This is a genomic window from Actinomycetota bacterium (genome assembly GCA_040905475.1).
In the GTDB taxonomy this organism is placed as follows: Bacteria; Actinomycetota; AC-67; order AC-67; family AC-67; genus DATFGK01.
On sequence record JBBDRM010000161.1, the window covers coordinates 58,867 to 72,895 of the forward strand.

A 14,029-nucleotide genomic window follows, 5' to 3' on the forward strand; every position below is an offset into this window, starting at 1 on the left:
CGTCGGAGGAATAGAGAGCGCGCCCGTCGAAGGTATTCCCACCTGTAGAGGGAGGGGGCCGATGAAAGGCCGGCTTCGTGGGCATGCGCTCAGCGCGTCGATCTTCTTCTTCGTCGTCTCTGTTGCGTCGATGGCACCGGCTTCGGCAGTCGCTTGCGAGGAACTGGGGCTGGAGGTCAGCGGTCCGACGATGGCGACCAGTTCCGTGAAGGGGACGCTGTGCCGGGAGGGGAGCCTCGAGGGGAAGGCGCTTCAGCTTCTCATCCCGGGGATCGTCGCGAACCGGTCTTATTTCGATCTCCCCATCCAGCCTTCGACGTACTCCTACGCTCGGAAGGCGGCGGAGAGCGGATATGTCAGCCTGGCCATCGACCGCATAGGGACTGGGTCGAGTGACCGGCCGCCGTTCCTGTTGGTTGATCTCGATCTCAATGTGTCGGTCATCACCCAAGTGATCGAGGCCCTGCGCGCAGGGGTCGTAGCAGACACGAGATTCGATCGGATCCTGATCGTCGGGCACTCCTTCGGAGGACTCATCGCTGCGCGGATCGCCGAAGACGGCGGCGCTCCCCTCTCGGGCATCGCCCTCACCGGAGTCTCCCACGAGTTCAACTCCGACGTGCTGCCGGCCGCAGCGACCGGCTTCTATCCAGCGCAGCTCGATGCGAAGTTCGGCGTGTCCGTTCCAGTTGGATACTTGACCAATCCCCCAGGTGTCCGTGAGGACGTACTTTTCCAGCCCGGAAATTACGACCCGGCGGTCGCGGCCGCCGACGAAGCTCTCAAGGACACCGTGACCATCCCGGAGTTGCTCCAACTCGGGGATGGACTCGATGACAGAACGACAGAGATCGCCGTGCCTGTCTTCATGGGTTTGGGACAGTTCGATCGCGTCTTCTGCGCCTCCAGCATCGATTGCTCGAGCGCTGAAGGGCTGCGCGAGTCGGAGGCGCCGTTCTTCTCTCCCAGCGCCTGTCTCCATACGTACGTGCTCGCAAACGCAGGACACTACGAGAGCCTGCATCTGAATGCCGGCGACTTCCACAACGAGTTACTCGCGTGGGCGAACGCGCGCGTGGGACCCGACGTCGCGATCCCGTCCCCCGGTTGCCCCTGATCGATGCGCCTCTTCTTCCCGCCTCCTAGTGCTCGAGGACACGCCGAGTCCGGCCCTAGTCCAAGCCCCCCGGGCAATTCGATGCCGCAATTTCGTTCACCGCCTTCTCCGACGGAAGGCCCACAGGGCCTGCCGGTCAGTTCGTAGGCTGTCAGCAGAACGATATTCCTCGCATTCGGGAATCGCGCCGGGTCGAAAAACCGTCCCGTGGTCGCTCACTGACGCCGGTAGACGTCCGCGCCATGGTCGATGGTGAGCACGAACACGATTCGCTCATCATCGTCGATCGGTCGGTGTCGGAGGGAGGCTCGACTGGCGGTGGGTCCGAGGCGCCTGACCGGCCCACCTCACCGGCGCCTGTAGCCGGCTCACCGGCCCTTTGCGTGCCCTCCGGACAGAGCAATCGGCTGGCCAACGACGAGCGAGTTTTTCGACTTGTGTCCAGTTGGGGGCACCGCGCCATTCGGACCGTGTGACCTGCGGACACTTTTTCGACCCGAGGCCTTGCGAAGCCGCGGGACTAGACGTTGACGAGATCGATCTTGGCATCGATGCGTCGCAGATCGTCCGCATCACTCGTCAGAATCTTCTGGCCGCGCTGTCGGGCGCAGAAGACCACCGAGGCATCAACCACATCGGTTGTTCCAGTGGCACCACATAACTGTCCGACTGCTCTCGCGGTGGGATCGTCGAGTGCGACAACCTCGATGACGTCCGATGCCAGCAGGCGCACGAGGCGGACCTGACGCGCTCCGTCGCGCCAAACCTGAGCGACCACTCCGGCCGGCACTGCCAACGTGTCGCCTCGTTCGAGCGCGCGCGCGACAAGAGTTACAACTGGGCGTTTGGCACGCGCGAAGGCAATCAACGCTCCAGAATCCAGGGTCGCACCGCTCACCGCTTGGCCTTCACAGACCCCCCAAGGATCCGATCCGCGGCTTGTCGCTCGGCCTTGGTCAGCGGGCCCCCGGTCTCCGCAAGCATCCGCTCAAGAAGTGTCGATAGATCGTCCAGCATGATCTTCTCGGCGAGAGCGTCCGCGACGTACGCGCTCACGTTCGGTGCCCGGCCACCCCGGACCGCGCTCTTCGCGGCTTTGACTAGTCGCGGCGGCAAGCTCACGGCGATCTTCTCTTTGGCTGTCATACCAACCATCATACCTACCGTGGATGCTACAGACAAGCTCAAACTCACGCTCGGCGGCGCTTCGCGAGCCTTGTCCGCATCGCGAATCGATCCCCCTCGATCCGGGGAGGGTTTTTCGGATACCGGCCAGTTGGGAGCACCAATCCGGACGGTGGCCTAAATATCGGCACGTAGAAGATCGGTTGGATCCATGAGCGGTCTTTGACGCGGATCTCGGCGACGAGCTGCCGTGCGCCTGGGAACGGCCCGGACCCGGAGGCGAGACGGTCCAGTCTTGCGAGCCCTGACTGGGGCTCCTCCCGGCGCCGAGGGCTTCTCCCAGGTCCAAGTCCGCAGTTAACTCAGTGTGGCCAACGTGCAGGGAACAGAAGCGCCATGCTAAGCGTCCTCTAAAGGCCGACAGATGAGTTCGGAGGACGCTGGCCCTAACGTTCGGCCGGGACGGTTGGCGGCGCTGTATCGGCGGCATGCCGCGAACGCGATCCGGCTGGCTTACTTGCTGACGGGCGACGAGGCTCTTGCGGAGGATTTGTTTCACGACGCGTTCATCAAAATCTCAGGGCGCTGGGGAACCCTACGAGACCCGGAAGCTTTCGGCGGCTATCTGAGGCGCACGATCGTGAACCTGTCCCACTCGCATCATCGTCGAAAGGCAGTGGAGCGCCGCTTCCTGGAGCGGGAGCGCGGGAGTCTCCGACCAACTCCTGGTGCGGAGTCGTTGGATCATGAGGCCGATGAACTTTGGGATCAGATTCAAAGGCTTCCTATCGGGCAGCGGCAAGCCATCGTTCTGCGCTTCTACGAGGACGTGTCTGATGAGGAGATAGCGGAGATCCTTCGGTGTCGTCCAGGCACGGTGCGGTCACGCATCTCTCGAGGGCTCGATGCGCTGCACAGGATCCGAGGAGGCGATCGAGTTGGAGACTGACGTTCGCGAGACGTTGCGCAAGAGAGCGCAGGACCCGCACATTCCTACCGATATCCCTGACCGGGTGCTCGACGCCGCCAGGCGGCGGATGATGGCGACCGGGCTTCTCACGGCCGTCATGATCGCCGGGCTTGGTGTTGGGGCTGCCGTTGGTTTCCGCGCCATCGGGCGGGTGCCCGATGGGCCGGCCGAGCCGGTGGTTCGGCCGGCGCAAGGACGTCCCGCGGTGATCGCTCTGGGAGAAACCAAGACAGGTTCCGGCCTAGCTCTGACGATAGCCGCGGATCCCGCTGGAGTATGGGTCAACCTTGCCGATGAAGTTGTCCGCGTCGACCCGCGAACCAACAAGGTCACAACGCGAATCCCCGGACCAGGTTTCACGGGAGGGATCGCCGTGGGATTCGGGTCCCTCTGGATAGCTGACGATGCAGCAGTCACTCGCCGAGATCTCCACTCCGGGCAAGAGCGCGTTCGCATCACGCTCAACCCTCGCCGAACAGGCGAAGGGCGACGCGCCATCGAGATCGCCGCCGGAGAAGGAGCAGTTTGGGTCGCCGCCGGGACCGGTAGTGGGTTTGCAATCGATCGAATCGACCCCGCGACCGACGAAGTCGCTGCGACCATCGACGTTGAATCCTTCCTATCGATGACGGTGGGCGAGGATGCTCTCTGGGTCTTCGGCCGCGACAACGTGGTTCGCATTGATGCGGCGACGAATCGAACCACGACGTGGCCTCGAGGCGAGGCCCGTCTTCCAGCGGCAGCCGGAGGCGGCTACTTGTGGGCACCCGATGGCGAGCCACGCCTGGGACAGGTCAGCCGCATTCTCAGGATCGATCCGGCATCCGGCCGCGTATCGCACGAGATCGACGTAGCGTATGCGGGCCCGGTGGTCGCAGGAGAAGGTGCAATCTGGGCACTCGATCTGCAGTGGCCCTCGGGGATTCTCAAGATCGACCCGTCCACGGCGCGAGTGGTACAGAAGGTTTCCCTGGACCTCGGAAGGGGGCCGCCGTCGCTCCATGTCGGTGCTGGCTCTATATGGGTTACTAGGCACGAGGGAAGCGAGCAGTCAACGGTGACCCTGTTGCGGTTTCTATTGTCATAGTCGCCGTTCCGTCCCGATGCAGGAAGCTGAGGCGCGAAGCCACAGTTCCCGCGGAACAGTGAAAGACGCCCAAAGAGTGTTGACCATGGTCGCTTTTGTCTCCGACGCCACGGTGGCCAGGCCCGTGCCAGGCGGGACTACGCTTTTCGGCCTCTCCACAGCTGGGAGCACAGCTGTCTCTTTTTGATTGAGAGACAGCATGCCCGGCGAAGATGCGTGCAGACTTCCGAGTTTGGTTGACGCCACGCGCGTGCTCGGCCCTACGATGGTGCGTGGTCGCGGCGGCGCAGGACGCAATCATCGAGGTCCTCGCCAGCGGACGTGGGCGCCTCGTCTCCCTGGGTTCGCCCTCCTCTTTCGGCTGGCGAGGCGAGACGTGGGAGGGCCTTCCCCATACCCCGCGGCTCGACACCATTCGGTTCCTCACCTCCCGCGGGTTCGAAATGTTCGAGCTCTTCGTCATCGAATACGAGGATGACCATGGCGACTGCTTCCGATGGACGTGTCGCGCGGATTTCGAGCCAGAATCCTCGAAATGGCGTGGCAGGCTCGTGTCTGGAGGCAGGTGCGACGAGCCGGGCCAGAGAGCGCCGTGGGCGAACCTGGGTGGCAGCTGGGGGCGAGACGGATTCACCATCGGAGGGAGCGTCCATGGCAGCGTCGTGCGGGTCGAGCTGGAAGATCGGGACGGGCGCGTCTTCGTCGACTCGGTCCTCAACGGCTACGTCCTGTTCGGATCGAACGATCCGGTCAGAATGCCGCTGGCGGTCCGACTGCTCGACGCGAGCGGAACTGTCGTGGTGACGCAGACGTTCGGGTCGTAGACGGCGAGGCTCGGGCCGGCCGGGAAGTAACCCGCGCCTCTCCTCCGTTAGCCGTCAGGCCGGATCTTCGCATGCCTGCGCGTCAGCCGGAACGGCTCACCCGCCAGCCGGGGAGGGTTTTTCGGATTCTGTATTGGGGGCGCCACAGTAGTGACATGCGCCGATGCATCCGAGCGATCGGACGGTGGTCGAATTATTCGCACACCCGAACCCGATCTATCGAGCATATGGAGGGGGCTTCCTCGGCTGCACCGCCCAGCCGGCCACCCACGTTCCGCTCGTCTCATCCCAATACGCACGCTCACCCGGAGCCGCATTCACCACTTCGAGACCATCGATCCCTCCAGCGGGTTGCCCGCCGGCCACCCAGGCGGTGAGCCAGGTAGCCGTGGGTGTGCCGCCGAGGTAAGCGACGCCCGTGTACCCGATCACAACGACCCCGTCGTACGCTCCAACCACAACACCCTTGTTTGCCGTTCGATCGAACGGGTCAACCATCGGGCCGTGCACGGCGGAAACCAGGCGATCGCTCACGTGAATCGTCACGTCACTGCGAACGTAACTCAAGATAGCCGTCATCGATAGGAGCGCCTCGCCGCCGCACTTGATGCGGACCCATTCGAGATCAGCCCGCCGTGAGTTGCAGCCTGTACTATTTGCGCTTGCCTCTCCGACTCCCGTGCCGCTGACTGAGAGCGCTGGCTGCAGCCGACTTCGACTTCTTCGAAGTCCGGCCGTCACGAAGCACCTTCGACGCGGCGCTCGCAGCCTTCTTTCCCGTCTTCTTCGCGTGTGCCATTTCGCCTCCCTTGGTCGAGTTCTTGACTTCAATCAGATACGTTCGACCGTCTTCTCGGACCATCATGTCGATACCCGAGTCCGCAGGTGGACGGCCCGGTCGACGAGCCCACCGCTCGAGAAACCGCTCGATCGTCGGGCGCGGCCACACGGGTCCAGCGCGGAGCTCGCTCAGTGGTTCCGGAAGGCGGCCGCTCTCACGGAGCTCGCTGACGCGCTGCTTGCTTACGCGGAGAAACTCAGCGACCTCCGAAACTCCAAGCATCTCGGGGAAGGTTGGCTCAACGAGGTCGCTCTCAGCGCGCTCCGAGGTCTTGGCTTCCACTCTTTCGACCGGCAGATCATCACGGCAGCCGGCCGCGCGAAGCGCATCCTGTGCCGCCGAAACGCCAGAACCGACCGCCTCCCAATAGGTAGGAGCCGCGAGCGTCACCGCAATAGTGATCCTCCGTGGAAGCACAGAGACGACTCCGTCGTACTTCTCCGTGGCGTCTAGGAGGTCGTCTGCGACGCGAGTATCGAATTCCTCCCCCGCGAACGGGGCGAAGTCCACGGAGACATCCCACTCCGTCAACGCATCTCGCCATTCGCTCATCGCTTGCCGTCCTTTCACGGGGGCCATTGGAATCCTCCGTAATTCTTGAGGTGAGACACGGTCTTGCGGATGGCTCCCGGTGTCGGATCCCGGTGCAGGCTCACCCGGTACCCGTTCGGGGCAACTATCATGAATCCGCTCTTCGTCGCCCGCATCTCGAACCCTTGATCCCGCAGAGCGCGCTCGACATCAGGCCACTTGGGTAACATCTTGGCCCTTTCCTTGTTCGTTGTCAAGAGTTTTTAACGAAATACCTACCGTTGTCAAGGGTTTCGGGTGCGGCAGGTCTGACTGGGCCTGATGGATACCGACATCCACGCAGCTTCGCGTGACGCCTGCTTACTCCGAACGATTCGCCCCGGAGACGGGGAGGGTCTTTCGAATACCGTCCAGTTGGAAGCACCAGTTATCGGATGAGATCGTCGAGCGATCTTCGTGGCTCGTCCGGCGAGAACGAACGCATCGTTCCCCGGGCCGAGATACGATCCGCGGGGCATAGACACCGGAGGTGGAGGTCATGGCACAGCGGGCCACCCGGACGCGCGAGACGCCGTCTCGCGAACAAGTCTTCCTGAGGAACGCAGCGATCCTGTACGGGGTCGGGCTCGTACTGCACCTTGCCGATCACCTGCGTCGCGGAACCGTGGTTCTGACCGGCGAGGTGAACCTTCTCGGCACGATATCGACCGTCGCCGGCGTCGTAACGATCGGGCTCATCATGACGCGTCACCGGCTCGCGCCGGTCGCCGCGATCGCGCTCGGGTTCCCCGTGGCGGTAGGCGTCGCGGCGGTCCATCTGCTCCCCCGCTGGAGCGACTTCAGCGATGCGTTCCCGGGTTCGACGACGGGAGTGAACGCGATGTCGTGGACGGTCGTGCTCATCGAGATCGCGGGAGCCTTCGCGCTCGGACTCGCGGGCCGCGCGATGTTGCGCCGCTCGAGTGAGCCGGCGCGATCCGCTTAGCCGGGTCGCTCGAGGTCGAAGACGTACTCGAGGCCGTCGACCTCGTCCATCTGCTCCCCTACCCGGACGAAACCCAGCTTTGCGGTGAGCGAGAGCGACGGCTCGTTGTCGGGTCGGATGCTGGCCCGAACGCGGGTAACCTCCGGATGAGCGAATGCGTTGTCGATCAGACCGCGAACGGCCTCGATCGCGTAGCCGCGGCGCCGGAACGGGGGCGCCACCTGGTAGCCGATCTCGACCATGCCGCTTTCATCGGCACCACCGTGGTACCCACAGTGCCCAACCATCGTACGCGGGAGGTCGCCACCCTCGTCGCTCGCCAGCACCATCGCGTGCAACAGCCATCGATCGAGCGCGGGCGCTTCCTTCAGTTGCCGGATGCGAAGACGCATCCAGCCCTGCGATCCTTCGAACCAATCGCCGGTGATGAGGAGGTTCATCAACCGTTGGGCTTCGGCCCGATCGGCGCGCTCGAGAGCCTCGATGAATCCGACGGGCGCGGGTTCGAGAGACAGGCGCTCGGTGACGATCATGGCGGGGAGGCTACCGGTCAGCCCGCCCAGCCGCTCCCCGTTGCCGAATACGCCAGCCATACGTCGGACACTCCGGCCGCGGACTTCGCGGTCTTCAGAGCGAGGTTCTGCGGGCCGTTGCGTGGAACCGAGAACGTCGCTTCCGCAGGGCACGAGGCCGTCGCCCACGGCGAGGCGGTCGAGGACAAGGCCCAGGTGCCGTCGGCGTACACGCACGCGGCTCGGTGAGCGGCCGCGCAGGAGTCTGCGGCGAACCGGCCGTCCCCGCGATGCAGGGCGCAGTTTCCCGCCGCGTTCGTCGAAGGCTCGTCCGGCGACCAGCTCCACACGACCGCCTCGAGGCGGACGTCGTCCGGAGCAAGCTGATCGAACGACGGCATGTTCACGCCGCACGCCACCATGGCGGCGAAATGCGTCGAAGTCAGCGGCGAAGCGGAACCATCCACCATCGTCGAGAGCCAGGTCGAGTCCTCGAAGTACCGCGTCCAGCTGGTTGCGTACTCCTCGGCGCTGAACCCGCACGGCGGGTTCGCATCGAAGTCGTCGGCCCCGCCCTCGACCCAGAAGTCGTCCTGAGAATGGACGAGCCCGCTCCAGGCCGCTCCGCCTCCGCACGCGCTGGCGATCACGACCTGTTTACCGGCGGCGAGGATGTCGGCGGCGCTCACGTCCAACGGAAGGCCCTCGTCGCAGGGGCCGGACGGACGGAGCACGAGGTCCCGTGGCGAGCCGGTTCCGAGCTCCTCCTCGATCGTCGCGGCGGCTCGGGCGTGGCCGGTCTCGTCGTCCAGGTGATCTTCGATGTACAGGATCAGCACCTCGGTCGGGTTCGCGTCGAGCCAAGCGCGAAGCTCGGTCAGGCCGTCGCGAAGGTGCCGCTCGATCGTGCAGCCGATGTGCGGACCGGTCGCGTGACACATCAAGGGCGCCCGGCCACCTTCACCGGGAGCAGCAGTGAGGCTCGGGAACCAGTGGACGTCGATCTCGAGCCCGCGCATGTCCATCCGGAGCTGGTCGGTCATGGTGTATTGCTGGTTCGCATCGAACCCAGACAACGTGGGCGGGTACGACGCCGAGTTGAAGGAGTTGTGCGTCGACGGGAACAGCGCCTCGCCCAGCGGCAGCGAGCTTCCAAGAGCACGCTGGAGCGTCAGCGCTCGATGCACCCAGGTCGACTCGTAGGCGTCGACGAGCTCACTCGAGATGACCTTCCCCTTGAAGAAGGCACAGGCCTCTGCGGGCGCGTTCGCGTACCGGCACACATGCGCGACCAACGAGCCGAGCGCCTCGAGGCTCTTGCAGGTCCGTTCGGATCCGCCGTTGGCCCGGCACTGCTCGGCGAGGGTCTGGAAGCTCGGATCGTCGGCACGCGCACCACCGAAGGTCGCCGCGATAAGCAGGAGAACCGAAACCACGATCCGTATCCTGGGCATGACGACAAGGTTCGCCGCGGCGGCGCCCGGGACCTTGTCACCGGCAGCCGTTAGGCTGCTCGGCAGATGAAGACGCGTCACCTGCCGGTCGCTGAGCCTATCCACCTCGGCTTGACGCTCGGACCGTGCCGGCGCGGCCGGCGCGACCCGGCGACCCGCTTCGAGGACGGCTTCTGGCGCGCGACCCGGACGCCCGCAGGCCCGGCCGCAGAGCGGATAACGCTCCGGGACGGTGGGGTCTGGGTCGAGGCCTGGGGCTCGGGCGCAGACTGGCTCCTCGATGCCGCCCCCGCGCTCCTCGGTCTGGACGACGATCCGGGATCCTTCCATGCGGCTCATCCGGTCATCCGCGATCTCCACCGAAGGATGCCGGGCCTGCGGCTCGGGCGGACCGGCGCGGTGATGGAGGCGCTGTTCCCGAGCATCCTCGAGCAGAAGGTGTCGGGGAAGGAGGCCTGGCTCGCGTACGTGGCGATCGTCCGCCGTTACGGCGAGCCGGCGCCGGGCCCGGCTGGGTTGACGCTTCCACCGTCGGCCGAGCGCCTGGCCGGGATCCCGTCGTACGACCTCCACCCACTCGGCGTCGAGCGCCGCCGCGCCGAGACGCTTCGCCGCGCGTGCCGCGCCGCTCGCCGGATGGAAGAGATCACCTCTATGTCGTTCGAGGACGCGCACCGCCGGCTGCGCGCGATCCCCGGGGTCGGCGTGTGGACGGCCGCCGAGGTTGCCCGCGTGGCGCTCGGCGATCCCGACGCGGTCAGCGTCGGCGACTTTCACCTCAAGAATCAGGTGGCGTGGATCCTCGCCGGGGAGCCGCGCGCGACCGATGAGCGGATGTTGGAGTTGCTAGAGCCGTACCGCGGACAACGCGCCCGTGCGATCCGGCTGATCGAGGCCTCCGGCATCACCGCGCCCCGTTACGGCGCACGGAAGCCGATCCGGCGGTTGCGCGAGATCTAACGCCGGATCGGACGACCTCCATCCTCGCGTTTCGCTCGCGGGCCGGTAGCATCCCGGTGATGAACCTCAAGAGATCGCTCGCTGCGCCGACCTTCGCCTTTTCGCTTTGCTTCATGGCCGCAGCGTGCGGAGGCGACGACAAGTCCGCGGCTCCCACACCAACCCCAAGCGTCTCCGAGAGCTCGCCGTGCGTACTCGGTGCGTTGACGCTCGTCGCCAAGGACATCGATTTCGACAAAAGCTGCCTCATCGCACCGGCGAACCAGCCCATCACGATCACGATGGACAACAAGGATGCGGGCATCCCACATAACTTCGCGATCTATCCGGACCTTCGCAGCAGCGCGGCGCTCTTCAAGGGCGAGAACGTCCTCGGCCCGGTCGTCAAGGCGTACAAGGTTCCAGCGCTCGCTGCGGGCGAGTACCACTTCCGTTGCGACATCCATCCGAGACAGATGCAGGGCGACTTCGTGGTCGAATAGCGCCGACACCTCGTATCGTCCCCGCTACTCGCCCTTCGGCATGTAGCGCGCCAGCTCCCGTCGGGCGATCACCATCTTGTGAACCTCATCCGGGCCGTCGGCGATGCGCAAGGTACGAGCGCCGGCGTACATCTCGGCCAGGCCGAAGTCCTCGGTGACCCCGGCCGCACCGAACGCTTGGATCGCGTGGTCGATGACCCACAGCGCCACGTTGGGCGCGGCGACCTTGATCGCGGCGATCTCGACGCGAGCCTTCTCCTTGCCGACGGTGTCCATCAGCCAGGCGGCCTTGAACGTCAAGAGCCTGGCCTGCTCGATCCGGATACGTGACTCCGCTATCCAGTCTTGGATCACGCCTTGCCGGGCAAGCTCCTTGCCGAACGCCTTGCGGGTGAGCACACGGTTGCACATCAGATCGTACGCTCGTTCCGCGAGACCGATGGCGCGCATGCAGTGGTGGATGCGGCCGGGCCCGAGCCGCGCCTGCGCGATCGCAAAGCCGCTTCCCTCCTCACCGAGGAGGTTCGCGACGGGGACGCGCACGTCCTCGTACGAGATCTCGCAGTGGCCGCCCTCGTGCAGGAAGCCGAACACCGGTAGCTCGCGCTCGATGGTGACGCCCGGGGTGTCCATCGGGATCAGGATCATGCTCTGGCGGCGATACGGGTCGGCGTCGGGGTTGGACACACCCATGAAGATCTGGATCTTGCAGCGAGGGCTCCCCGCACCGGACGCGAACCACTTGCGCCCGTTGATCACGTACTCGTCGCCCTCGCGCACGATACGTGAGTGGATGTTCGTCGCGTCCGACGAAGCGACATCGGGCTCGGTCATCGCGAAGCATGAGCGGATCTCGCCGTCGAGCAGCGGCTGCAGCCATTCCTTCTGCTGCGCGGGCGTGCCGAACTCGGCCAGGATCTCCATGTTCCCGGTGTCGGGCGCGGCGCAGTTCAGCGCCTCGGGCGCGAGGAACGACCGGCCGGTGATCTCGGCAAGCGGCGCGTATTCGAGATTCGTCAGACCCGCGCCGAACCGATCCTCCGGCATGAAGAGGTTCCACAACCCGCGCTTGCGAGCCTCTTCTTTGAGGTCCTCGACGACGGGGGGATGGAACTGCACGTCGCCCGAGGCGCGCGATTGCTCGCGATAGGTCTTCTCCGCCGGATAGACGTGCGAATCCATGAAGTCGAGGATCTGCGCGCGCAACTCTTCCACTCGCGGGCTGAACGAGAAGTCCATCGGACCCTCCGGTTCGTTAGGGAGGTGCAGTTTCGCATGGACCCGCCGATCACGTCAGACCGGGGACGGCCGGTCACCCTAGGTTTCACCCGTGGAGGAGAGGGGGAAAAATCGAGCTCATCGAAAGGTGGCCCCATGCGATCGGTGAGTGATTGGGCGCGGTCCACTGCGCGGAAAAGCGACGTCTCGATCCTTGGATCGAGAGCGCGGTGGGGACGCGTCGGCTACGCCGGCTCAGCGTTCGCGCCCGCGCCCGGCACCTACCAAGGTGTCGACGGCGGACGCGCTCGGCTGACAACCGTTCACGATTCCGGCCGTGCCCGATCGGTGAAGGCTCCGATCGCGAACCTCTACCCGTTGATCGCGGCCGCCCTCTACGAAGTGGCGTTCGCGAGCGAGGCGGGGCCGCTCGCCACCTGGCTCAACTAGTTGACGTTGACGCCGATGAGGCGTCCGACCGCGTAGGTTGCTCCGGCGGACATCGCGCCGATCAGCAGCATGCGTGCGCCGTTGCGCAGCGCCGACCTTCCCGTGAAAACAGATATCGCCGCTCCGACCCCGAGAAGCAGAGCCGCAGATAACCCAGCGGCAACCATCAGCGCCGCCGCACCCGAGCCGATGATGAACGGGATCACCGGGACGAACGCGCCGAGGGCGAACGCGGCGAACGACGATCCCGACGCGGTCCACGGTGAGACGAGATCCGACGGATCGATCCCCAGCTCCTCGCGCACCAGCGTGTCGAGCGCCGTTTCGGGCCGACTCATCAGCCTCGCGGCGAGCGCCTCAGCTTCGTCCCGGTCGACGCCCTTCGCGCGGTAGATGAGCGCGAGCTCCTCACGCTCCTCCTCCGGGAAATGCGTGAGCTCGTCGCGTTCCATCTGGATCTCGCGCTCGTAGAGCTCCCGCTGCGACTTGACCGAGATCCACTCCCCCGTCGCCATGGAGAACGCCCCGGCGACGAGCCCTGCGACACCGGCCAAGAGCACGAAGCGCGAATCACCCTGCGTCCCCCCGGCGACGCCCATCACCAAGGAGAGGTTCGACACGAGCCCGTCGTTGAACCCGAACACGCCTGCCCGCAACGCTCCCGCCGCGCCGACGCGGTGGCGGCCCTCGGCGCGGGCGATCCGGGCACCGGTCGGCCCTCCGACGAGTGCCGACACGGTCTTGCCGTGCGAACGTTCTTGTCGCGCCATCGAGTCCGGCGCCTCGGCGATGTCCTCGTACTTGGCGGCGTCGGCCGCCTCGAGGCGAAGCACCAGGGGCAGGATCGCGTCGGCGCCGAAACGACGTGCAAGCATCGAGAGAACGCGGACACGGAACGGGAGCCGGGGCCTTCGCGGCTCCGTCATCCCGCGCTCCGCCATGAGCTTCGCCCAGTGCGCGGCGTGACGCTCCTCGGCGTCGGCGAGCTCCATCAGGATCTCCCGACGGTTCTCGCCGGCCCGCTCCGCGAGCGCCCGGTACAGCGCGGCCCCGGCGAGCTCGTCCGCCCAGAGCTCCCAGAAGCGAGCCACCTCGGGATCGGTGCGTTCGGAGGTTCGCATCACGTCTCCACCCTATCGCGGGCGAGCGGCCGCGCCGCGGTTCGCAAACGCTCGGGCTAGCTCCCTTTCTTCCTTTCCGGCGCCCGCTTCTGCGGGGGCGTCGCCGGCGGCTCCAATACGGTGCGGAGATCGAAGTCGGCCGGCTGCTCCAGTTGCTCGTACGAGCACGAGCGCGGATCCCGATCGGGACGCCAGCGGCGGAAGTGCGTCACGTGACGGAACCGCTGCCCTTCCATGTAGTCGTAGGAGACCTCGACGACCCGTTCGGGCCGCAACGGCTCCCAGGACTGGTCTTTCCCTTGGCTCCAGCGTGACCCCTCGCCGGGCATGCGCTCGAACACGCCTTCCGGAG

At 65.7% G+C, this 14,029-nt stretch carries 17 protein-coding genes; 8 read left to right on the plus strand and 9 right to left on the minus strand.

What is annotated here, in order from left to right; translation table 11 throughout:
* Positions 1 to 61 precede the first annotated feature (61 nt).
* Positions 62 to 1,117: an alpha/beta hydrolase gene (locus WEB06_19975; GenBank protein ID MEX2557895.1), complete on the plus strand. Its 1,056-nt coding sequence runs from the start codon at positions 62 to 64 to the stop codon at positions 1,115 to 1,117.
* A gap of 520 nt (positions 1,118 to 1,637) precedes the next feature.
* Here the strand turns inward: WEB06_19975 and WEB06_19980 are convergent.
* Both WEB06_19980 and WEB06_19985 read right to left on the minus strand, forming a co-directional pair.
* Positions 1,638 to 2,015, minus strand: coding sequence for a PIN domain-containing protein (locus tag WEB06_19980; GenBank protein MEX2557896.1), 378 nt, complete (start codon positions 2,013 to 2,015; stop codon positions 1,638 to 1,640).
* A complete protein-coding gene (locus tag WEB06_19985) occupies positions 2,012 to 2,263 on the minus strand; it encodes a toxin-antitoxin system antitoxin subunit (protein ID MEX2557897.1) in 252 nt (83 codons plus the stop codon). Before WEB06_19985 ends, WEB06_19980 begins: the two co-directional genes overlap by 4 nt.
* A 445-nt stretch (positions 2,264 to 2,708) precedes the next feature.
* Between WEB06_19985 and WEB06_19990 the strand changes: the two genes are divergently transcribed.
* The 3 genes from WEB06_19990 (at position 2,709) to WEB06_20000 (ending at position 5,123) form a co-directional block, all read left to right on the plus strand.
* Positions 2,709 to 3,191, plus strand: coding sequence for a SigE family RNA polymerase sigma factor (locus tag WEB06_19990; GenBank protein MEX2557898.1), 483 nt, complete (start codon positions 2,709 to 2,711; stop codon positions 3,189 to 3,191).
* Positions 3,181 to 4,299: a hypothetical protein gene (locus WEB06_19995; GenBank protein MEX2557899.1), complete on the plus strand. Its 1,119-nt coding sequence runs from the start codon at positions 3,181 to 3,183 to the stop codon at positions 4,297 to 4,299. Before WEB06_19990 ends, WEB06_19995 begins: the two co-directional genes overlap by 11 nt.
* A 662-nt stretch (positions 4,300 to 4,961) precedes the next feature.
* On the plus strand, positions 4,962 to 5,123 hold the full coding sequence (locus WEB06_20000; GenBank protein MEX2557900.1) for a hypothetical protein: 162 nt from the start codon (positions 4,962 to 4,964) through the stop codon (positions 5,121 to 5,123).
* Between the two features lie 216 nt (positions 5,124 to 5,339).
* On the opposite strand, the gene WEB06_20005 is transcribed toward WEB06_20000, so the two are convergent.
* Positions 5,340 to 5,657, minus strand: a complete 318-nt coding sequence (locus WEB06_20005) for a hypothetical protein (GenBank protein ID MEX2557901.1) — start codon at positions 5,655 to 5,657, stop codon at positions 5,340 to 5,342.
* A 118-nt stretch (positions 5,658 to 5,775) separates the two neighbouring features.
* Positions 5,776 to 6,474, minus strand: a complete 699-nt coding sequence (locus tag WEB06_20010) for a helix-turn-helix domain-containing protein (GenBank protein ID MEX2557902.1) — start codon at positions 6,472 to 6,474, stop codon at positions 5,776 to 5,778.
* Between the two features lie 559 nt (positions 6,475 to 7,033).
* Here WEB06_20010 and WEB06_20015 point away from each other — a divergent pair.
* On the plus strand, positions 7,034 to 7,480 hold the full coding sequence (locus WEB06_20015; protein ID MEX2557903.1) for a hypothetical protein: 447 nt from the start codon (positions 7,034 to 7,036) through the stop codon (positions 7,478 to 7,480).
* Here the strand turns inward: WEB06_20015 and WEB06_20020 are convergent.
* Both WEB06_20020 and WEB06_20025 read right to left on the minus strand, forming a co-directional pair.
* Positions 7,477 to 8,013 carry a GNAT family N-acetyltransferase gene (locus WEB06_20020; GenBank protein MEX2557904.1) on the minus strand — a complete coding sequence of 179 codons (537 nt, stop codon included), beginning with the start codon at positions 8,011 to 8,013 and terminating at the stop codon, positions 7,477 to 7,479. The genes WEB06_20015 and WEB06_20020 overlap by 4 nt on opposite strands.
* A gap of 17 nt (positions 8,014 to 8,030) precedes the next feature.
* Entirely contained in the window at positions 8,031 to 9,446 is a 1,416-nt protein-coding gene (locus WEB06_20025) for a hypothetical protein (GenBank protein MEX2557905.1), read from the minus strand.
* Positions 9,447 to 9,512: 66 nt separating this feature from the next.
* Here WEB06_20025 and WEB06_20030 point away from each other — a divergent pair, with 66 nt between their 5' ends.
* Entirely contained in the window at positions 9,513 to 10,406 is an 894-nt protein-coding gene (locus WEB06_20030; GenBank protein MEX2557906.1) for a DNA-3-methyladenine glycosylase 2 family protein, read from the plus strand.
* Between the two features lie 59 nt (positions 10,407 to 10,465).
* A complete protein-coding gene (locus WEB06_20035) occupies positions 10,466 to 10,888 on the plus strand; it encodes a cupredoxin domain-containing protein (GenBank protein ID MEX2557907.1) in 423 nt (140 codons plus the stop codon).
* Between the two features lie 24 nt (positions 10,889 to 10,912).
* Here the strand turns inward: WEB06_20035 and WEB06_20040 are convergent, their stop codons facing one another.
* A complete protein-coding gene (locus tag WEB06_20040) occupies positions 10,913 to 12,127 on the minus strand; it encodes an acyl-CoA dehydrogenase family protein (GenBank protein MEX2557908.1) in 1,215 nt (404 codons plus the stop codon).
* 135 nt (positions 12,128 to 12,262) lie between these two features.
* Here WEB06_20040 and WEB06_20045 point away from each other — a divergent pair, with 135 nt between their 5' ends.
* Entirely contained in the window at positions 12,263 to 12,556 is a 294-nt protein-coding gene (locus WEB06_20045) for a hypothetical protein (protein ID MEX2557909.1), read from the plus strand.
* Here the strand turns inward: WEB06_20045 and WEB06_20050 are convergent.
* Positions 12,553 to 13,677 carry a VIT1/CCC1 transporter family protein gene (locus WEB06_20050; GenBank protein ID MEX2557910.1) on the minus strand — a complete coding sequence of 375 codons (1,125 nt, stop codon included), beginning with the start codon at positions 13,675 to 13,677 and terminating at the stop codon, positions 12,553 to 12,555. The genes WEB06_20045 and WEB06_20050 overlap by 4 nt on opposite strands.
* Before the next feature lie 56 nt (positions 13,678 to 13,733).
* On the minus strand, positions 13,734 to 14,029 hold a 296-nt coding region (locus tag WEB06_20055), incomplete at its 5' end, for a hypothetical protein (protein ID MEX2557911.1).